General features: G+C 61.9%; 21 protein-coding genes and 1 tRNA gene. 16 read left to right on the top strand and 6 right to left on the bottom strand.

Translation table 11 applies throughout. The features are described from left to right. Positions 1-73 precede the first annotated feature (73 nt). The 3 genes from A3AY_RS0112690 to A3AY_RS0112680 form a co-directional block, all read right to left on the bottom strand. Positions 74-1825 carry an adenylate/guanylate cyclase domain-containing protein gene (locus tag A3AY_RS0112690; RefSeq protein ID WP_018326041.1) on the bottom strand — a complete coding sequence of 584 codons (1752 nt, stop codon included), beginning with the start codon at positions 1823-1825 and terminating at the stop codon, positions 74-76. A gap of 132 nt (positions 1826-1957) precedes the next feature. Further along, entirely contained in the window at positions 1958-2476 is a 519-nt protein-coding gene (locus A3AY_RS0112685; protein WP_018326040.1) for a GNAT family N-acetyltransferase, read from the bottom strand. A gap of 42 nt (positions 2477-2518) precedes the next feature. After that, on the bottom strand, positions 2519-3022 hold the full coding sequence (locus A3AY_RS0112680; RefSeq protein ID WP_018326039.1) for a cupin domain-containing protein: 504 nt from the start codon (positions 3020-3022) through the stop codon (positions 2519-2521). Positions 3023-3228: 206 nt separating this feature from the next. Here A3AY_RS0112680 and ribH point away from each other — a divergent pair, with 206 nt between their 5' ends. From ribH to A3AY_RS0112660, 4 genes are all read left to right on the top strand, one after another. Then, on the top strand, positions 3229-3690 hold the full coding sequence (ribH, locus tag A3AY_RS0112675) for a 6,7-dimethyl-8-ribityllumazine synthase (protein WP_018326038.1): 462 nt from the start codon (positions 3229-3231) through the stop codon (positions 3688-3690). Next, positions 3687-4169 (top strand): transcription antitermination factor NusB, encoded by a 483-nt coding sequence (gene nusB / locus A3AY_RS0112670; protein WP_018326037.1) that lies wholly within the window; start codon positions 3687-3689, stop codon positions 4167-4169. The genes ribH and nusB overlap by 4 nt, the downstream gene beginning before the upstream one ends. A 9-nt stretch (positions 4170-4178) precedes the next feature. Next, a complete protein-coding gene (locus tag A3AY_RS0112665) occupies positions 4179-5414 on the top strand; it encodes an MFS transporter (RefSeq protein ID WP_018326036.1) in 1236 nt (411 codons plus the stop codon). Between the two features lie 220 nt (positions 5415-5634). Continuing rightward, complete coding sequence (locus A3AY_RS0112660) at positions 5635-7770, top strand: sodium-translocating pyrophosphatase (protein ID WP_018326035.1); 2136 nt, start codon at positions 5635-5637, stop codon at positions 7768-7770. A gap of 111 nt (positions 7771-7881) precedes the next feature. On the opposite strand, the gene A3AY_RS0112655 is transcribed toward A3AY_RS0112660, so the two are convergent. Next, positions 7882-8415, bottom strand: a complete 534-nt coding sequence (locus tag A3AY_RS0112655; protein ID WP_083925959.1) for an outer membrane protein assembly factor BamE — start codon at positions 8413-8415, stop codon at positions 7882-7884. A 131-nt stretch (positions 8416-8546) separates the two neighbouring features. Here A3AY_RS0112655 and A3AY_RS0112650 point away from each other — a divergent pair, with 131 nt between their 5' ends. The 9 genes from A3AY_RS0112650 (at position 8547) to A3AY_RS0112610 (ending at position 14242) form a co-directional block, all read left to right on the top strand. Then, a complete protein-coding gene (locus A3AY_RS0112650) occupies positions 8547-9086 on the top strand; it encodes a ubiquinol-cytochrome C chaperone family protein (RefSeq protein ID WP_026203381.1) in 540 nt (179 codons plus the stop codon). A 76-nt stretch (positions 9087-9162) separates the two neighbouring features. Beyond that, positions 9163-9714 (top strand): YceD family protein, encoded by a 552-nt coding sequence (locus A3AY_RS0112645; protein WP_026203380.1) that lies wholly within the window; start codon positions 9163-9165, stop codon positions 9712-9714. A 202-nt stretch (positions 9715-9916) separates the two neighbouring features. Then, positions 9917-10975, top strand: a complete 1059-nt coding sequence (plsX, locus tag A3AY_RS0112640; protein ID WP_026203379.1) for a phosphate acyltransferase PlsX — start codon at positions 9917-9919, stop codon at positions 10973-10975. A 5-nt stretch (positions 10976-10980) separates the two neighbouring features. Further along, positions 10981-11952 carry a beta-ketoacyl-ACP synthase III gene (locus A3AY_RS0112635; protein WP_018326030.1) on the top strand — a complete coding sequence of 324 codons (972 nt, stop codon included), beginning with the start codon at positions 10981-10983 and terminating at the stop codon, positions 11950-11952. A gap of 94 nt (positions 11953-12046) precedes the next feature. After that, entirely contained in the window at positions 12047-12385 is a 339-nt protein-coding gene (locus A3AY_RS0112630; RefSeq protein ID WP_026203378.1) for an integration host factor subunit alpha, read from the top strand. A 251-nt stretch (positions 12386-12636) separates the two neighbouring features. Further along, positions 12637-13170 (top strand): MerR family transcriptional regulator, encoded by a 534-nt coding sequence (locus A3AY_RS0112625; RefSeq protein WP_018326028.1) that lies wholly within the window; start codon positions 12637-12639, stop codon positions 13168-13170. 139 nt (positions 13171-13309) lie between these two features. Beyond that, entirely contained in the window at positions 13310-13555 is a 246-nt protein-coding gene (locus A3AY_RS0112620; RefSeq protein WP_018326027.1) for a DUF982 domain-containing protein, read from the top strand. Positions 13556-13620: 65 nt separating this feature from the next. Next, positions 13621-13971 carry a hypothetical protein gene (locus A3AY_RS35185; RefSeq protein WP_154663288.1) on the top strand — a complete coding sequence of 117 codons (351 nt, stop codon included), beginning with the start codon at positions 13621-13623 and terminating at the stop codon, positions 13969-13971. Between the two features lie 4 nt (positions 13972-13975). Continuing rightward, the gene (locus A3AY_RS0112610; RefSeq protein WP_018326025.1) at positions 13976-14242 is read left to right on the top strand and encodes a hypothetical protein; all 267 of its coding nucleotides are present in this window, start codon (positions 13976-13978) and stop codon (positions 14240-14242) included. 263 nt (positions 14243-14505) lie between these two features. Here the strand turns inward: A3AY_RS0112610 and A3AY_RS37045 are convergent, their stop codons facing one another. Further along, entirely contained in the window at positions 14506-15084 is a 579-nt protein-coding gene (locus tag A3AY_RS37045) for a hypothetical protein (protein WP_018326024.1), read from the bottom strand. Positions 15085-15602: 518 nt separating this feature from the next. On the opposite strand from A3AY_RS37045, the gene A3AY_RS0112590 reads away from it, so the two are divergent. After that, complete coding sequence (locus A3AY_RS0112590; RefSeq protein ID WP_018326022.1) at positions 15603-15905, top strand: cupredoxin domain-containing protein; 303 nt, start codon at positions 15603-15605, stop codon at positions 15903-15905. Between the two features lie 643 nt (positions 15906-16548). Further along, entirely contained in the window at positions 16549-16743 is a 195-nt protein-coding gene (locus A3AY_RS41450) for a hypothetical protein (RefSeq protein ID WP_154663287.1), read from the top strand. Positions 16744-17119: 376 nt separating this feature from the next. Here the strand turns inward: A3AY_RS41450 and A3AY_RS0112575 are convergent. Continuing rightward, a tRNA-Pro gene (locus tag A3AY_RS0112575) sits at positions 17120-17196 on the bottom strand. Positions 17197-17388: 192 nt separating this feature from the next. Between A3AY_RS0112575 and A3AY_RS35165 the strand changes: the two genes are divergently transcribed. Next, entirely contained in the window at positions 17389-18063 is a 675-nt protein-coding gene (locus A3AY_RS35165) for a thermonuclease family protein (protein WP_018326020.1), read from the top strand. The last annotated feature ends 10 nt before the right edge of the window (positions 18064-18073 follow it).

Raw genomic sequence — 18073 nt, 5'->3', positions numbered from 1 at the left:
GTGTTGTACCCACCCATTGCCTGTCGCAGAGGTGACGCGATCCTCGGCGACGCCGGCGCTGCGGGCGGCTATATCAAACAGCAAGGCCCAGCCGCCGGAGACCCTCGACACGCAGTTCGAAATCGGCAGGGTTCTTGTACGGCATGACATGCCGGCGGTGTTCGATCGAATAGTCGGGATCGATCTTTAACGCTTGCGTCCAGGCGGCGCGACCCTCCTCGGTTCGTCCGAGGTGGCCACAGCACGACGCCAGCAAGGCGTAGGCCGTGGCGGAGGCCGGATTGCGCACCAGCCGCTTGCGGAGCGTCTCGGCGGCGAGCTCGAAACGACCGAGCGAGACCTGCGCTTCGGCGAGAAATTGCAGCGCAATTTCAGGATAGAAGGGATCGAGCTGCATGTAGCTTTCGAGTGTCTCGACCGCGTCGGCGGCAAGGCCGCTGAAGATCTGGATGTGAGCCTTGAGAACGCGCGCGTCCGCCGAACTGGGCTTGAGGGCAATGCAGCGCGCCGCGGCATCGAGCGCGCTGTCGATCTCGCGGCTCCACAGCAGCCCCACCCCCATGGCGAAATGCGCTTCCGGCTCTTCGTCGTCCATGGCGACTGCGCGGCGGGCGAGATCGAGGCCTTTCGCCAGAGTGCTATCCGGTTCGGCGGCCCAGCCGTTCACATAGTCGTTGATGTGGGTGAAACCGGTGTACGCGTAGGCCGCCGCATAATTCGGATCGATATCGATCACCTTTGCCATCAAGGCCCGGGCGTTGATATTGCCGGCCCGCGTGTGGAGCCACATCTGGTCACGCCCCTGCAGGAAATAGTTGTAGGCGGCGATATCAACGATCCGCTTGCCGGAGAGACGGTCCTTTTCCGACGTCGTCAGCCTGACCTTGAGCGCCGCGACGATCTGCTGGGTGAGTTCGTCCTGGACGGCGAAGATATCCGTGAGATCCCGGTCGAAGCGATCGGCCCAGGCATGGCCGCCTGTCATTGCGTCGATCAGCTGCGCGGTGACCCGCACCCTGTTGCCGGCCTTGCGCACGCTGCCCTCAAGGACATAGCGCACGCCGAGCGCGGCAGCGACATCGCGGATCGAAACCGGGCTTTTCTTGTAAACGAAAGAGGAATTGCGGGCGATGACATGCAGTTCCGAGAGTTTTGCAAGATCGGTGATGATGTCCTCGCTGATCCCGTCCGAAAAATATTCCTGGTCGGTGTCCCCACTCATGTTGTTGAAGGCGAGCACGGCAATCGAGGTCTTTTCCGTTGACGACGGTTGAGATGATGCGGCGGCGAGGGCGTCACCGTTGACGAGGCAGAAAATCTCGATGGGCCGCGCGATGTTCTTGACCGTCTGCGACCCACGGCTTTCGATCCCGACGGGAACCTTGTCGCGCACCTGATCGGCGGCGGACCGGGAGATGTAGATGCCGCCGGGCTGCGCCAGGGCCTCGATCCGCGCCGCGACGTTGACGCCGTCGCCGTATATGTCGTCTCCATCGACGATCACGTCGCCGACATTGATGCCGATGCGGAACCGGATCCGGTTTTCGGGAGAGCTGCCGGGATCATACTCGGGCACTTGTTTCTGGATCTCCATGGCACAGGTCACCGCCTCGACGGCGCTGGCAAACTCCAGCAGCGCGCCGTCGCCCATCAGTTTGACCATGCGGCCGCAATGGCGCGCCACGGCCGGGTCGATAACGGCGCAGCGCAACGCCTTCAGCCGAGCCAGCGTGCCGGCCTCGTCGGTCTCCATCAGGCGCGAGTAGCCGACGACATCGGCCGCAAGTATGGCGGCAAGCCTGCGCTGAACATGCTCGCCCGTCATGGTGCAGAGCCATCCTTGTCGTGTGAGGCGGCGAACGCGCCGCCACACGGACTCTAAACCTGATCGGTCCGCTTGACCATCGCGGTGTCGCGCCTGGTATGGGGTAATGGGAAGGGCTGCGACATTCCGGACCTACCGCTCCAGCAGGATCACCTGAGCGCCGTGATAGACCGTCCGGCGCGCTTCCCTGAAGTGCAGCTTCGACGCCACCCTGAGCGAGGCGAGGTTGGCGACGTCGATGATGCAGGTCTTTTTAAGCGACGGAAACTGCTGCTCGCCCCAGCGCAGCGCAGCGCCGACGGCCTCGGTGGCAAGGCCGCGGCCGTGCGAGCGGGGGGAAAGCGCCCAGCCGGTCTCCATCGTGCCTTCCAGCGAGGGGGTGATGACGCGGTGGAGGTCGTGAAAACCGGCTTCGCCGATGAACTGGCCGGTCTCGCGGTCCTGCAGCGCGAAGAAGCCGAAGCCGAAATAGTGCCACATGCCGACCTGACGCAGAAACCGCGTCCAGGCCTGTTCGCGCGAGAACGGCACGCCGCCGATGAAGCGCGTCACCTCGGGATCGGCGAAAAGCGTGCTGTAGGGGCCGAAATCGTCACGCCGGTAAGGGCGCAGGATCAGGCGTTCTGTCTCGATGGTGGGGACGCTGTGCATGAGGCTGTTCAGTCCGGTTTAAAATGCGATATCGTCATAGGATCAGATTCCCGGCTCGCCGTCCCAATAATCGACTTCGCTTTCCCGCCGACCGACGAAGCGGAAGCGCGGCTTGCCGCCGGCGGCATCACGGGACTTTGCCAGGAACTTGCCGGAATCCGGATATTCGACGATTTCGGCCTTCGCATTGGTCGAGATCGACAGGTATTTGAGCGGTGCGGTGCCGGTATTGATCAGGTGATGGGCCGTTTCGGGGCCGCCCGAGGGGGCGCCGAGAACGTCTCCGGCCTTCACGGCGTAGCGGTCAGGGCCGAAGCGGTATTCGCCTTCGCCGCTTAGGATGACGAACAGCTCTTCCTCGATATGGTGATTGTGAAACGGACAGCCGGACTTGCCCGGCGGCACTTCGCCGTAGCCGATGCCGAGGTGCTTAAGGCCCAGTTGCGCGCCGAAGGACGCGTCGCGGGATTCGAAGAACGTGCCCTCGGTCCAGTGTTCCAGTTCGAGTTCGGCGGGGTTGACGATCGGTTTTTGCATATCTGTCATGTCCTTCTTGCCTCCGGAACGTTTTATCGAGGTGCCATGAGATTGAAAAGGCAATAGCAATTGGCGCCTTTCGCTCAGTTACCCCTGCCGCGGCCTGACCGGAATCGGCGCCTGGCCGCGAAAAATGCTTGCCAACCGGGCCTTGGCATGATTTGACCGCCGCCTGCGCTGGAGATGTCCGGCCCCCCATTTCAGACAGGTGACAAATGTCCGATACCGAGAAACCACATATCCTCATTGTGGAAGCGCGCTTCTATGACGACATGGCCGACGCTCTGCTCGATGGTGCGACCTCGGCGCTGAAAGAGGCCGGCGCGACCTATGACGTCGTGACGGTTCCCGGCGCGCTCGAAATTCCTGCCGCGATCGCCATGGCGCTCGACGGCGCCGACAATGGCGGCACCGAGTATGACGGCTTCGTCGCGCTCGGCATGGTCATCCGCGGCGAGACCTACCACTTCGACATCGTCGCCAACGAATCCTCGCGTGCCCTGATGGACCTTGCCGTCAGCGAAAGCCTTGCCCTCGGCAACGGTATCCTGACTGTCGAGAACGACGACCAGGCCTGGGGGCGCGCAAGGAAGAGCGAAGGCGACAAGGGCGGTTTTGCCGCCCGCGCGGCGCTGACCATGATCGACCTGAAACTCAAGCTGGGCGGCGAACTGTGAGCGATATTCCTTCCGATCCGCCGATCAAGCAGGCAAACCAGCGCGGGGCTGCCCGTCTGGCCGCCGTGCAGGCTCTCTACCAGATGGACATTGGCGGCACCGGCGTGCTGGAGATCGTCGCCGAATACGAAGCCCACCGGCTGGGCCAGGAACTCGACGGCGACACCTATCTGAAGGCCGACGCCTCCTGGTTCCGCTCGATCGTTTCGGGCGTCGTGCGCGACCAGCGTCTGCTCGATCCCTTGATCGGCACGGCCCTTCAGGACGATTGGGCGCTGTCGCGTCTCGACTCGACGGTCCGCGCCATCCTGCGCGCCGGTACGTTCGAGCTTCGCGAGCGCAAGGACGTCCCCGTCGCCGTGATCGTCACCGAATATGTCGAGATCGCCAAGGCCTTCTTCGAGGATGACGAGCCGAAGCTCGTCAATGCGGTGCTGGACCGGATCGCCCGGACGATCAGAACCGACGTCAAGAAGTAGGATCACCCGATGACAGTGCAGGCAGGCGCGGTGCAGGACATGGATCATGAGCTGCGCGGCGCCCGCCGCAATGTCTATCTGCTGACGGCTGCTCAGGCTATCCTCGGGACGATCGGCCCGATCGTCTTTGCCGTCGGCGGCGTCGCCGGTTATCAGCTTCTCGGCGACGACAAGTCGCTGGCGACCGCCCCGCTCACGGGCTTCAATGTCGGCGTGGCGCTTGGTGCGGTCTTCGTCGCTGCCGTCTCCAGGCTGCTTGGTCGCAAGGCGGCCTTCATGGTTGGCGCCCTGCTTGGCGCCTTTGGCGGTATGCTTGCGGCCTATGCGCTGTTTCTCACCGACTTCTGGCTGTTTGCGCTCGGCCTGTGCGTATCGGGTGTGGCCGGGGGCTTTACCCAGAAACTGCGCTTTGCCGCGGCCGATGCCTCGCCCAGCTTCTACAAACCGCGGGCGATTTCCTGGATCCTGGCCGGTGGCATGGTTTCCGCCGTGCTCGGCCCGCAGCTCGTCATCCTGACCAAGGACATGCTCGCGCCGGTTTTCTTCGCCGGCGCCTTCCTCGCGGTGATCCCGACCTGTTTCGTGGCAATTGCCATAATGGCGTTCCTCCGGCTGCCCGACCTGCGGCCGGTTGCCGGAGCCGCCCCAATCGGGCCTGTGCGACCGCTGCGGCAGATCGTCGGCACGCACCGCTTTCTCACCGGCATGATCTGCGGCATCTCCACCTATGCGCTGATGACCTTCATGATGACCGGCGCACCGATCGCCATGGTCGTCGGCTGCGGCTTTTCGCAGGACATGGCGACGCTCGGCATCCAGTGGCATGTGCTGGCGATGTTCGCGCCAAGCTTCTTCACCGGCATGCTGGTCAGCCGCTACGGCGCCGAAAGGATCGTCGCCTGCGGCCTGGTGATCCTGATGCTCTGCGCGCTGGTTGCCCATGCGGGGATCGCGCTGTGGAATTTCTGGGGCGCGCTGATCCTGCTCGGCGCCGGCTGGAACTTCGGCTTCATCGGTTCGACGGCGATCGTCGCCTCGAGCTACAGGCCGCAGGAGGCAGACAAGGTGCAGGGCTTCCACGACATCATCCTGTTCACTGCGGTCGCGCTTGCCTCCTTCGGTTCCGGCAAGGTGCTGACCGCTTATGGCTGGGACATGCTGAGCGCTGCGGTCTGGCCTGTGACGGCTTTCTGCCTTTTGTTGCTGATTTCGCTGTTTTTCGCCGAAAAGCGGCGTCCCGCCTGAGATTTGACGCCGAAACTGCTTTCCCGCTCCCGTAAGCTGCCGCCAACATACCGAAAAACGTGGGTTTTTCCGTTTATGGCCGCTTGACGATCCCGATTCGTCACCGCACTCTGCGGCCACGTCTGCTACCGTCGCTTGAAGAGGAGGCACGGTCCGCAGCGCTTTTTGGGGGCCTGTGGAACGGAGTGAGCCCGCAGGCTTAAACGGAGGAAAGTGCGATATGACCATATTACTGGGTGTTATCGCATGCGGGTTGCTTTCGGTGGTTTATGCCATCTGGGCGACGCAGTCGGTGCTTGCCGCCGACCAGGGCAATGCCCGCATGCAAGAGATTGCAGGCTTCATACGCGAGGGGGCGCAGGCCTATCTCACCCGTCAATACAAGACCATTGCCCTCGTCGGCGCTGTCGTATTCATCGCGGCCTGGGTTCTTCTCTCCGCCACCGCCGCCATCGGCTTTCTGATTGGCGCTGTCCTGTCCGGCGCTGCCGGCTTCATCGGCATGCATGTCTCCGTCCGGGCCAACGTGCGCACGGCGCAGGCCTCCTCCGTCAGCCTTGCGGCCGGCCTCGGTATCGCCTTCAAGTCCGGTGCCATCACCGGCATGCTGGTCGCCGGCCTGGCGCTGCTCGGCGTGTCGATCTACTACCTCGTGCTGACGGCCGGCCTCGGTTTGCCGGAAGGCTCGCGTGAAGTGATCGACTCGCTGGTATCGCTCGGCTTCGGCGCTTCGCTCATCTCGATCTTCGCCCGTCTCGGCGGCGGCATCTTCACCAAGGGCGCCGATGTCGGCGGCGATCTCGTCGGCAAGGTGGAAGCCGGCATTCCGGAAGACGATCCACGCAACCCGGCGACGATTGCCGACAACGTCGGCGACAACGTCGGCGATTGCGCCGGCATGGCGGCCGACCTGTTCGAGACCTATGCGGTGTCGATCGTCGCGACCATGGTCCTTGCGTCGATCTTCTTTGCCGGCGCTGCGAACCTTGCGGTTGTCATGGCCTATCCTCTGGCCATCTGCGGCGCCTGCATCATCACCTCGATCATCGGCGCCTTCTTCGTCAAGCTCGGCTCCAACGGCTCAATCATGGGCGCGCTCTACAGGGGCCTCATCGTCACCGGCCTGCTGTCGATCGTCGGCCTTGGCGCGGCGACATCTCTGACCATTGGTTGGGGCTCGATCGGCGCCATCGAGGGCAAGGACATCACCGGTGCCAACCTGTTCATCTGCGGCATTCTTGGCCTCGTCGTCACCGCACTGATCGTGGTGATCACCGAATATTATACGGGCACCAACAAGCGGCCGGTGAATTCGATCGCCCAGGCCTCCGTCAGCGGTCACGGCACCAACGTCATCCAGGGGCTTGCGGTGTCACTGGAATCCACCGCGCTGCCGGCAATCGTCATCGTCGGCGGCATCATTTCGACCTATCAGCTGGCAGGCCTGTTCGGCACGGGTATCGCGGTCACCTCCATGCTCGGCATTGCCGGCATGATCGTGGCGCTCGATGCCTTCGGTCCGGTCACCGACAATGCCGGCGGTATTGCCGAGATGTCGCATCTGCCGCCGGAGGTGCGCAAATCGACAGATGCGCTCGATGCCGTCGGCAATACCACCAAGGCGGTCACCAAGGGTTACGCGATCGGCTCGGCCGGCCTCGGCGCGCTGGTGCTGTTCGCGGCCTATTCGAACGATCTCAAATATTTCGCGGCAAACGGCGACAAGTATCCCTATTTTGCCGATATCGGGGTGATCTCGTTTGATCTGTCCAATCCCTATGTCGTCTCCGGCCTAATCTTCGGCGGGCTCATTCCCTACCTGTTCGGCGGCATTGCCATGACTGCCGTCGGCCGGGCCGCCGGTTCGGTGGTGGAAGAAGTCCGCCGCCAGTTCAAGGAAAAGCCGGGCATCATGGCAGGAACGGACAAGCCGGACTATGGCCGCGCCGTCGATATGCTGACCAAGGCCGCGATCCGCGAAATGATCGTGCCGTCCCTTTTGCCGGTGCTGGCGCCGATCGTCGTCTATTTCGGCGTGCTGGCGCTGTCCGGCTCGAAGGCCTCTGCCTTTGCGGCGCTCGGTGCGTCCCTGCTCGGCGTGATCGTCAACGGCCTGTTCGTTGCGATTTCGATGACCTCGGGCGGCGGCGCCTGGGACAATGCCAAGAAGAGCTTCGAAGACGGCTTTGTCGACAAGGACGGCACGCGGCACATGAAGGGCTCGGAAGCCCACAAGGCTTCCGTCACCGGCGATACGGTCGGCGATCCCTACAAGGATACGGCCGGCCCCGCCGTCAACCCCGCGATCAAGATCACCAACATCGTCGCACTTCTGCTTCTGGCGGTTCTCGCCTGATTGCATCCCACAGGCGCCCGGTTGCGCCTATGGGTGTCACGCCACAAGCACAAAGCCCGCGGAAGTCTCTTCCGCGGGCTTTTCGTATCGAGGGCAATAGGGTCGAGGCTGCTACTTTTTGCCGTAGTCGGAACCGTCGGAGAAGATCGACCGGGCCATGGTCTTGCCGATGCCGTTGCCGGAGAGCAACTGGCCGAGGAAGGTCATTTCCTTGCCGCCGGTCGGCGTCGTGCGGGAAATCACGTCAAAGACCTTGCCGTCCTGCATCGTGTAGTGGGCCAGTTGCGAGACGACGCCTTCCTTGTCGAAATAGACGGCAAGAACGCTCTGGTCGACCAGCTTCGGCTTCATGAAGGCAACCGGCCGCTGACGCTTCTGCGAGATGTAGTAGAACACTTCATTGTCGAAGGTTGCGGTGGTCGACGGTGTGCCGAGCGACAGCAGCACCTGTTCGCGGCTGGAGCCGACCGGTGCTAAGGCCAGCGTTTCCTGATCGACGACATAACCCTGATTGATGGTCTGGCTGGTGTTCAGCACTTCGGCCGTCTTGCAGCCCGAAAGGGTCGTTGCGCAAATTGCCAATGTAAAAGTGACGTTGCTCAGAAATTTCATGTCTGACTTGAAATACCGTTTCGTCAACGACATCTCCCTCAAGGTAACGCTGGCAGATGCGCCATTGCATTTCGTGCCTGCTTCGGTAAACCAGCTTCAGCGATCATGCAATAACAGGATGCGCGGGCCGGCGCATTTTGAAGCGGTCAAACTTGGGCTTTATGATGATATTCGGACTGTTCGGCAAAAAAAACAGCAATGCGGCCATTGTCGCGCGCCAGTACGATCTTTTGACCGCGGCCGCCCGGCGGCCTTATCTCTATACCGATCTTGGCGTTCCCGACACGGTGATGGGACGCTTCGAAATGCTGTCGGCAACGCTGATCCTCTATTTTCGCCGCACCCGCAGTTCCGGCCGGGCGGGGCAGGAGATCGCGCAGGAAATCATCGACGCCTTCTTCGAGGATGTCGATCATTCGATCCGCGAGCTGGGCGTCGGCGACGTCAGCGTGCCGAAAAAGATGAAGAAGTTCGCCTCGATGTTCTACGGCCGGCTGGAAAGCTATGCGGCGGCGCTGGACAATAAGGATGGCGACGAGCTGGCGGCGGCGCTGAAGCGCAATTTCCACCCGCAGACGGAGGATCCGGCCCTCTCCATGGATGGGCTCGCCAGCTATATGTTGCGTGCTGAAGCGCAGCTTGCGGAAGTGGGAGAGGATGTCGTAGAAACCGGCCGGATCGACCTGGCCGATGCGGCTGCCTGAGGCACCGCACCGCGACGCCGGAGCCGCTACCGGCAGCACCATCTTGGGCGGCGACGCCGCCCGAAAGGACTTGACGATGAACCACGACGAGAAACCCGCGTTTTCCTTTCCGGTCAAGGTTGGCCATATCTCCGCCAATGCCGTGACGGTTCATCTCGAGGCCAATGAAGCCGAACGCAAGGCGCTGCGCGATCTGTGGGATGTGTCGGACGTGCTGTCGCTCTCCTCCGATCTGCAGATCGCCCGCTGGAAGAAGGACGGCGTCAAGATCAAGGGCAGGGTCAAGGCGAAGATCGTCCAGGCCTGCGTGGTGACGCTGGAGCCGGTGGAAGCGGAGCTCGATGAGCCGGTCGAAGCAATCTTCGTGCCGGAGGGTTCGCGGCTGGCGCGGATCGCCGCCAATGACTCGGGCGAGATGATTCTCGATCCGGATGGCCCCGATCTTCCCGACATGTTCAGCGGCGACACCATCGATGTGGGCGTGACCGTCACGGAACACGCGGCGCTGGCAATCGACCCCTATCCGCGCAAGCAGGGGGCGAGCTTCGGTGAGCGGGTCGAAAGCAGCGAGAAGGATGATGTCCGTCCCAATCCTTTCGCCGTGCTCAAGGATTGGAAAAAGGACTGAGTCTGGAAAAGCTCGCGACACAAATCGGTTGTCACATCAGCGAAAAACGGTATTTTGGCCGAAATCCAGCCCGTTGGGCCGTTTGCCCCGCAAGCAGGGGCCGTTGCGTCTCAAACGTCATAAACACGTGTGTCTCCATCGCTCACACTGATTGCGCCGGAACGAAACATGCAGTGTGGCAGGAACAAAGGATAAGGCACGCGTGGTCAGAATTTCTCTTGATGTGATGGGCGGCGACTTCGGTCCGCAAGTCGTCATCCCGGGTGCCGCAAGGGCGCTCGAACGGCACCCCGATATCCGTTTCGTCCTGTATGGCCTCGAGGATCAGTGCGCGCCGCTCCTGGAAAAATATCCCAAGCTGAAGGCGAGCAGCATCTTTCATCCATCCGAGCTGGCGATTGCCATGGACGAGAAGCCGAGCCAGGCGCTCAGGCGCGGCCGCGGCAAGGCGAGCATGTGGCAGGCGATCGACGCCGTCAACAAGGGAGAGGCGGACGTGATCGTCTCGGCCGGCAATACCGGCGCGCTGATGGCGATGTCGGTGTTCTGCCTGCGCACCATGGCCGGCATCCAGCGCCCGGCGATCGCGGCGATCTGGCCGACGCTGAAGGGCGAGAGCATCGTGCTCGACGTCGGCGCAACGATCGGCGCGGACGCACAGCAGCTGATGGATTTCGCCCTGATGGGAGGCGCCATGGCGCGCGCCCTGTTCGAGATCGAGCGTCCGACGCTCGGTCTGCTCAATGTCGGCGTCGAGGAGATCAAGGGCCAGGAAGAGGTCAAGGAGGCCGGTCGGCTGATCCGCGAAGCAGCTCCCGACAGCATCGACTATCTCGGCTTCGTCGAGGGTGATGACATTGGCCGCGGCACGGTCGACGTCGTGGTGACGGAGGGCTTTGCCGGCAATATCGCGCTGAAGGCATCCGAGGGCACCGCCCGGCAGATCGCCGAATATCTGCGCGCCGCGATGTCGCGCACGTTGCTTGCCAAAATAGGCTATATTCTGGCCAAGGGCGCGTTCGACCGCCTGCGTGAGAAGATGGACCCGCGCAAGGTCAATGGCGGCGTCTTCCTCGGCCTTAATGGTGTCGTGATCAAGAGCCATGGAGGAACCGACGCGGAAGGTTTCGCAGCGGCGATCGACGTCGGCTACGACATGGTCCGCAACGGCCTGAAGGCCAAGATCGAAAACGATTTGCAAAAATACCATGCCTCACGCCCGTCCGAAGGTGCGGCGCGCGGCATGGCCGACGAGGTTTGAAGAGTATGATCCGTTCTGTGGTTCGCGGTTTTGGGGCCTCGCTTCCCAAACGGGTGATGACCAATAGCGAAATGGAAGAGAAGGTCGACACGTCCGACGAATGGATCGTGCAGCGCACCGGCATCCGCCAGCGCCATATCGCCGGCGAGGGCGAAACGACCGCATCGTTGGGCGAGGCGGCAGCGCGCGCCGCCCTCGACAAGGCCGGCCTGACGGCCGCCGACCTCGACGTGATCATCGTTGCGACCTCGACGCCGGACAACACCTTTCCGGCGACCGCGGTCAACATCCAGAATCGCCTCGGCATGCATCATGGCGCGGCCTTCGACGTGCAGGCGGTCTGTTCCGGCTTCATCTACGCCGTCGCGACGGCCGACGCCTATATTCGCGGCGGGCTTGCCCGGCGCGTGCTGGTGATCGGCGCGGAGACGTTTTCGCGCATTCTCGACTGGAACGACCGGACGACCTGCGTCCTGTTCGGCGATGGTGCCGGCGCCATCGTTCTGGAAGCGCAGGAAGGCAGCGGAACGACCGCCGATCGCGGCGTCCTGACCGCCCAGCTGCGCTCGGATGGCGCACACAAGGAAAAACTCTATGTCGACGGTGGCCCGTCGACGACGGGCACGGTCGGCCACCTGCGCATGGAGGGCCGTGAGGTCTTCAAGCACGCGGTCGGCATGATCACCGACGTCATCGAAGCGGCTTTCGATGCGACCGGCACGACGGCCGAGGATCTCGATTGGCTGGTGCCGCACCAGGCCAACCGCCGCATCATCGACGGGTCCGCCAGGAAGCTCGGCATCCCGCTCGACAAGGTTGTGGTTACAGTCGACCTCCACGGCAACACCTCCGCCGCCTCCATTCCGCTCGCACTCAACGTCGCGGCTTCCGACGGCCGTATCAAGCAGGGCGATCTCGTCCTGCTCGAGGCCATGGGCGGTGGCTTCACCTGGGGTTCCATCCTGCTGCGCTGGTAAAGAAAAGACAATATAACGCAGAGGCTTGACCGGAATGGACAAGGGCAATACTCTTCCGGGCTAATCGATATTTCAAGAAAATCGGTGGGGGACGATGAGCGGAAAAACGGTGACACGAGCAGACCTGGCCGAATCGGTTTTTCGCAAGGTAGGTCTTTCCCGAACGGAATCGGCCGAACTGGTCGAGACCGTGATCGACGAGATTTGCAACGCCATCGTCCGTGGCGAAAGCGTCAAGCTCTCCTCCTTCGCAACGTTCCAGGTGCGCGACAAGAACGAGCGCATCGGCCGCAATCCGAAAACCGGCGAGGAAGTGCCGATTTCGCCCCGCCGCGTCATGACCTTCAAGGCCTCCAACGTGCTGAAGCAGCGCGTTCTCAAGGCGCATCTGTCGCGCAAGGCCAAGCTGAAACCGCAATCGCCGGCTTCGTAATTGCTCACTTATCATTAAAGTGGTTGAAAACACGTCCATAAGCCGTTGAAATAGGCATGATTCGTGTAATCATGCGTATTGCTGCCAGGGACGACGCAGGACGACGGTCGCGCCCGATCCGTCTACGGCCCCGCGCGCCTGTTCAGGCGCGTAAAGGACGCTGTAGAACTTTCAGATTGCCGCATAATGTCATTCTTGGATCGTTTCCGATTTGAGCAATTGTGCAGCAGCCGTGTTCGATGGGGGAAGACATGGACAAGAGCCCGGACGCGTTCCGCACCATCAGTGAAGTGGCCGACGATCTCGACCTGCCGCAGCACGTGCTGCGGTTCTGGGAGACGCGCTTTCCGCAGATCAAGCCGATGAAACGCGGCGGCGGCCGGCGTTATTACCGGCCGGAAGACGTCGATCTGCTGAAGGGCATCCGCCATCTGCTCTATGATCACGGCTATACGATCAAGGGCGTGCAGAAGCTTTTGAAGATGAACGGCAACAAGTTCGTTGCGGCGATTGCCAGCGGCGATCTGGCAACCGTCGAGGCGCTGGCCGCGGCCAATATCGAGGAGCCGGCGCAGCCGAAACTCGGCAATCCGGACGAGGACCAGATCGTCGGCCGCGCCAAGGCGCCGGCGAGCCGGCGGTTCTTCTCCTTTGTCGGCGGCAATGACGAGGCGCCGGAAATCTCTGTCGGCAAGACATCGGTCGGCAAGGAGGATCGCGCCCTGCTGCAGGAAGCGCTCTACGACCTCTTGGAATGCAAGCGGCTGCTCGACCAGGTTCGCTGAGGCAGGGCAGGCATGCCGGTTTCGCAGCGGATGCGGCGTAGCGATGTGGGGCTGCGTTCCCTGTTGCTCTGCTTTCCGCTGGTATCGCCAGCGACGTATACGACCAATCTCCATCGATTTGACGAGCAAGGCGCAATGCATGGAAAAGCCCTGGACGAAAAGCGTGACGCTCGCCCTTGAGGGGCCGGGCAAATACGTGACGATCTCCAACACCACCGAGGCATCCTGGGCGATGATCGAGGACTGGCCGCTCGACGATGCGCCCGCCTTGAACCGCGCGCTCGACATTTGCGCCGCCGCCGTGGAGGGCAAGAGGCCGGCGGAGGATGCGCGAAAGGCGTTTATCGAGGCCGCCGTCGAGGCGGATATCGAAATTCGGGAGTAAGAGGGCTTGGCTGCGGCTCGGTGCATCTCCATATCTCTGCTTCCACGGATGAAGAAAAGAGCGACATGACGAAGTCCCTGCAGGCGAAGTTCCATGCCGAGATGCTCGCCCTCTACGACCATTGCGCCCGCTTTGGCTTCCGCCCCGTTCTGTTTCGCCGCCTCGTCATCCTGAACGGCGGCGTCGAAGCGGCGAAGGAACTGGTGTTCAAGCCGGGCACAACCGGCCTCGAGCGCCTGATGGACGCCGGCAAGACCGAACTGTCGATGGAGGCGGCGATGGTGCGGGCGGACTATCGGTCGCTGTTTACGCCGCTCGAAATCAAGGAAGCCGCCAAGCGCCTCGAGGGGACCGCTACCCGCGAACGCTCCAAAGGCCGGCTCATCGTCACCGTCACCAACCCGAAACAGGCATAGTCAAATGGCAAACAAGCAGAAGCTCGAGCATTCGGATTTCGCCGGCGAATTCACCGATGACGGCGTCACCGTGCTCGTCGATATCTTCCGCAATGCCGGAAGCAACGACGGCTGGACGATGGAGGTGATCGACCAGGATGAGGGCCTGACCGTCTGGGAGGAGCCTTTCCCCACCGACAAGGAAGCCTTCGAGGAATTCCTCGCAACCGTCGAGCGGGACGGCATCCGGTCGTTTCTGGAGGACCCGGAGCCGGAGGTGTCGGTGCATTGACGGGGCCGCCGGTGAGGCGGGGCAGGAAAATGCGACGAGGGCTTCAAGTGCCCGACCTGAGATCGATCCGAAAACTTTGCGACGACATTTTAGACGCGAACTGGATCGTGGCGCAGCGCGCGTCGAGGCCAAGCTCGTCGGCAATCTTCTGCGGTTGGCGAACGGCAACGACGGGGTTGCGCTCGAGGCGATCCGGTTCAGCTTGCGATGTCTTTCTGGGTGGTCTGAATTCGCGCCGCCGCCGCGTTGATTAGCGCTACTGCCTACGGCGTGACGCTGAACGGCGTGACCATGCCAGCCGCATAATGCCCCGGCAGGTTACAGATCAGCAGATATGAGCCCTGCGGCAGGGTGACCTCCAGCGCTTTTGACTGGCTTGGTTGAATGTCCTCAGCTTCGCCAAGCACCTTGATCTGCTCTTCCGGTATTTGCGCCCGCGTATAATCATAGGGCAGCGGCGCGTTGGGGTTGTCGACAGCGACGATGAGCATTTCATGCAAGACGCTCCGCGACCAATTGGTGACGTCAAATGTCACTGTCCCTGCCTTGACGGTCGGCTTGTCCGTGCGGATTGACATCATGCCCATCATTCCCTGGCCCATCATGCCACCCATCATCCCCGGGCCCATCATCCCGTAGCCGCTGCCCGGATTCATCGAGCCGGGAGCTTGCCCCATCATTCCCTGGCCCATCATGCCGTATCCCATCATTCCCATCGGCATGGCGCTGGACATGTCGAGCAGGGCCACTTTGACCGTAGTAGCTTCATTAGCCGCCCACGTAGCTGTAGCAAACGCAACGGATATAAGCAGCGCGCCCGCATAAGTTGGAAGTCGACGCATTTCGATACTCCCTTGGCATTATTCCGGATAGGAAGACAAATACGTCACCTGATGAAGGTGGGCATTGATCGGCCTCAAGCCGATTGTCAGGTGACGGTGATGCAAATGCACAGAAATCCCCGTTTCAATTTAGCCTCCTCCGCGTCTCTGGGTGCAATCGATAATGCCCAATTGCCCGCCGATATTTCTGCAAGCCGCCCTTCCCGACTTTCGCTGGTTGCGCAATTTTACCAGGAAACCTGGACCCGGGCGGGGTAGTTCATCAGCCGGTTCATGTCCCAGAATGAGGCAAGCAAGACGAGGAATCCGAACAGCATCGGCAGCAACATTTTCTTTACTCCTTTGTCGAATCTTCCTCCTACGATCGCCGTTTGGCAATTAGTCACTTCGGGGGTGGTTGGAGGGTAAAACGGCAGCAGGTCGGGAATAAATCATCCATCTGAAGCGTCAGTAGTAATCGCCCCCGTCGCAGAGCACCGCCGCCCACGCGGCAAGGGAAACCAGAGGAGGAACATCACATGCGCATTGCCCTGACAGTTGCCATGCTTGCCCTTGCGTTGCCCGCGTTTGCTGCCGGTCACGCCGTCCAAATCAAGGGCATGAAATTCAGTCCGGCCAGGCTGAATGTTGCCGTCGGCGACACGATCACCTTCACCAACGGCGATTCCAAGCGCCATACCGCCACGGCGCTGGACGGCTCCTTCGACACCGGGCGGCTTGCCGCGGGCAAGAGTGCCACCGTGAAGATCGTCGCCGCTGGTAAGCATGATTTCAAATGTAGGATTCACCCGTCGATGGCAGGCAGTATCATTGCGAAATAAGTGCGTCAGTGGCTGAACGGCGTTGATGTAGCCGCGCTGATCCTTGCCGAGAATGTCGCGCGCCGGAACCTCTCCGCCGGACAAAGGGCAATGGCTAGGGCGATGCTCAAGCCCATTGGTGAGCAAGGAAAGAGGACGGACCTTGATCCAACCTCTTTCGCGAGAAAAAAGTTTCAGCGGCTTCGCTCTCGAAAGCCCGCTTCCTCCTCCGCCATGACGAGGAAATGGCCCGTCATGAGCGGTGCGTCTTCGCTGAACGCCAGCGTGCAAGGCCGGTGAGACTGCGAACATTGGCGTGGCCACGCCAACGGTTCTCCCCCAAGGGGGGAGGCGTCCGCCAACGAACGGCAGGAACTCGGTATTTCCAAAAAGCAGGATAAGCGCTGGCAAAAGCGGCCTTACGCGGCCTTTTCCGTGCCGCGCTATCTTCCCCGGCCAAACCCGGATTCGCGCTGTCGGCGCGTCCAGGCGGCAACCGTTGCTGTTATCGCCGGGTCGCTAGGTTCCACATTGCGGCGAGGGTATCGAGATGGGCGCGGAGATCATTGGCGGCGGCCAACTTGGCGCGCTTGCTGCTACCCGGTCTCGCGACTTCATTGAGTGAATAGCCCTCGCCACATATCCGGGACACGACCCAGTATCCTTGATCGCCCAGCTTACGGTGGGCGCGGCGCAGCTCATCCGCCGCATTCATCTGTCGTACCGTGATCGGGTCCCGCACTTTGCCGCCGTCGACATATTCCCGGCCGTAATCAACAGCCGACGCGCCTTTGCCACCATCGCCTCCCACAAAGCCCGAAACCTGGTTGCGGCGGCCACCTGTGCAGCATCGATCTGATTTCGGGATGCCAGTATGGTAATGGCGCTCTCCCGGATGTTGACGACGGCGCTGATCTTCCGGGGATTGGTAGCGTCACCAGCATGGACGCGACTGAAATATGGATTTTCCACAGTGACGGCGCGCAAGGTGCGGTGTGGATCGGCGAGGGGGCGGCGGAGCTTTCTTTTCGAGGGCGCGGGCATGCTGCAAAGAATGCCAGATCGGCGCCGAATCGTCGCCATCGCGCGAGCGTTGGGTCCATAACCAAAATCCGCCTCTAAGATTTTTCGCCCTGCGGCTTGCCGAATGGACCCAAAATGGACCCAATTTTCGGAATTCCCGTTTTCGATGTTTTCCCGGTTTGAGAAAAACCCTTTGTTTCTAAGGGTTTAAATGGTCGGAGCGGCGGGATTCGAACCCACGACCCCTTGACCCCCAGTCAAGTGCGCTACCGGGCTGCGCTACGCTCCGAACCGAAAAGAGCCGTATATAATCGGGACTTGTGGCGCAAGCCCTGATTTTGGAAAAGGCTTAGAAATCGGTGAGAAAAAGCGCGGGCGTCTGGTGCTGCATCCCCGCCGGTCGCGCCATTTTTTCCGATCCTTAAAGTTTTCAGCAACCCGTTGTCCCGATAATGCCGGTTGCGAATCGGGGAGCCGGGTGATGGCGAAGACAGCGGGTAGAAAAGGCCACAAGCGGCGGACGGGCCGGAAGCAGGCAAAGGGCGCCATGTGGCCATGGTATCTGGCCGGCGTCCTGTCGGTGAGCGCTGCGGTCGCCTATGATCACCGGGCAGAGATCGCGCCGATGGCAGCACCCTTCTACACGGCGTCGATTGCCAAGCCGCGACCGGTCGAGACGCGCGCCGAAAGGCAGCCGGACAAGGCAAGACCGGCCTTGGCAATGCCAAAACCCGGAGCGCGGCCGGTCGAGCAGGCGGCCCTTGAACCGCCGGCGCGGATCACCGGTGAGGGAAATTCCCGCGACAGTGGGCCGGGAACCTATTATTTCTGCACGGTGACGCTTGAAAACTGCGTCGTCGACGGCGGCACGTTCTGGTACGGGCGCCAGAAAATCCAGATCGCGGATATCGAGGTGCCGCGCATCAAACAGGCCAAGTGCGACAACGAGCGCAAGTTCGGCTCGCTGGCAAAGCGGCGGCTTTGGGAAATCCTCAATGCCGGCGAGGTCCGTCTCGCCGCAGCGGGTGAAAAGGCCGGCGCCCAAAATGCCCGGGTGACGGTGGGCGCGGGGCGTTCGATCGGCGACATGCTTGTGGCCGAGGGCCTGGCGCGGCACAGGGCGGATGGCAAGCGCGGCTGGTGCGCAGAGGGGTAGCCTCAGCGAC

The organism is Rhizobium giardinii bv. giardinii H152 (assembly GCF_000379605.1).
GTDB classification, from domain to species: Bacteria; Pseudomonadota; Alphaproteobacteria; order Rhizobiales; family Rhizobiaceae; genus Pararhizobium; species Pararhizobium giardinii.
This window is presented reverse-complemented; position numbering and strand designations above follow the sequence as displayed.

Coding starts and splice junctions, on each gene's coding strand:
- A3AY_RS0112645 (WP_026203380.1), top strand. CDS start 9,163: ATGAACCACGACGAGAAACCCGCGTTTTCCTTTCCGGTCAAGGTTGGC.
- A3AY_RS35165 (WP_018326020.1), top strand. CDS start 17,389: ATGGCGAAGACAGCGGGTAGAAAAGGCCACAAGCGGCGGACGGGCCGG.
- A3AY_RS0112685 (WP_018326040.1), bottom strand. CDS start 2,476: ATGCACAGCGTCCCCACCATCGAGACAGAACGCCTGATCCTGCGCCCT.
- ribH (WP_018326038.1), top strand. CDS start 3,229: ATGTCCGATACCGAGAAACCACATATCCTCATTGTGGAAGCGCGCTTC.
- A3AY_RS0112635 (WP_018326030.1), top strand. CDS start 10,981: ATGATCCGTTCTGTGGTTCGCGGTTTTGGGGCCTCGCTTCCCAAACGG.
- A3AY_RS37045 (WP_018326024.1), bottom strand. CDS start 15,084: ATGCGTCGACTTCCAACTTATGCGGGCGCGCTGCTTATATCCGTTGCG.
- A3AY_RS0112690 (WP_018326041.1), bottom strand. CDS start 1,825: ATGACGGGCGAGCATGTTCAGCGCAGGCTTGCCGCCATACTTGCGGCC.
- A3AY_RS0112620 (WP_018326027.1), top strand. CDS start 13,310: ATGGAAAAGCCCTGGACGAAAAGCGTGACGCTCGCCCTTGAGGGGCCG.
- A3AY_RS35185 (WP_154663288.1), top strand. CDS start 13,621: ATGACGAAGTCCCTGCAGGCGAAGTTCCATGCCGAGATGCTCGCCCTC.
- A3AY_RS0112590 (WP_018326022.1), top strand. CDS start 15,603: ATGCGCATTGCCCTGACAGTTGCCATGCTTGCCCTTGCGTTGCCCGCG.
- A3AY_RS0112630 (WP_026203378.1), top strand. CDS start 12,047: ATGAGCGGAAAAACGGTGACACGAGCAGACCTGGCCGAATCGGTTTTT.
- A3AY_RS0112655 (WP_083925959.1), bottom strand. CDS start 8,415: ATGTCGTTGACGAAACGGTATTTCAAGTCAGACATGAAATTTCTGAGC.
- A3AY_RS0112680 (WP_018326039.1), bottom strand. CDS start 3,022: ATGACAGATATGCAAAAACCGATCGTCAACCCCGCCGAACTCGAACTG.
- A3AY_RS0112625 (WP_018326028.1), top strand. CDS start 12,637: ATGGACAAGAGCCCGGACGCGTTCCGCACCATCAGTGAAGTGGCCGAC.
- A3AY_RS0112660 (WP_018326035.1), top strand. CDS start 5,635: ATGACCATATTACTGGGTGTTATCGCATGCGGGTTGCTTTCGGTGGTT.
- A3AY_RS0112650 (WP_026203381.1), top strand. CDS start 8,547: ATGATATTCGGACTGTTCGGCAAAAAAAACAGCAATGCGGCCATTGTC.
- A3AY_RS0112665 (WP_018326036.1), top strand. CDS start 4,179: ATGACAGTGCAGGCAGGCGCGGTGCAGGACATGGATCATGAGCTGCGC.
- A3AY_RS0112610 (WP_018326025.1), top strand. CDS start 13,976: ATGGCAAACAAGCAGAAGCTCGAGCATTCGGATTTCGCCGGCGAATTC.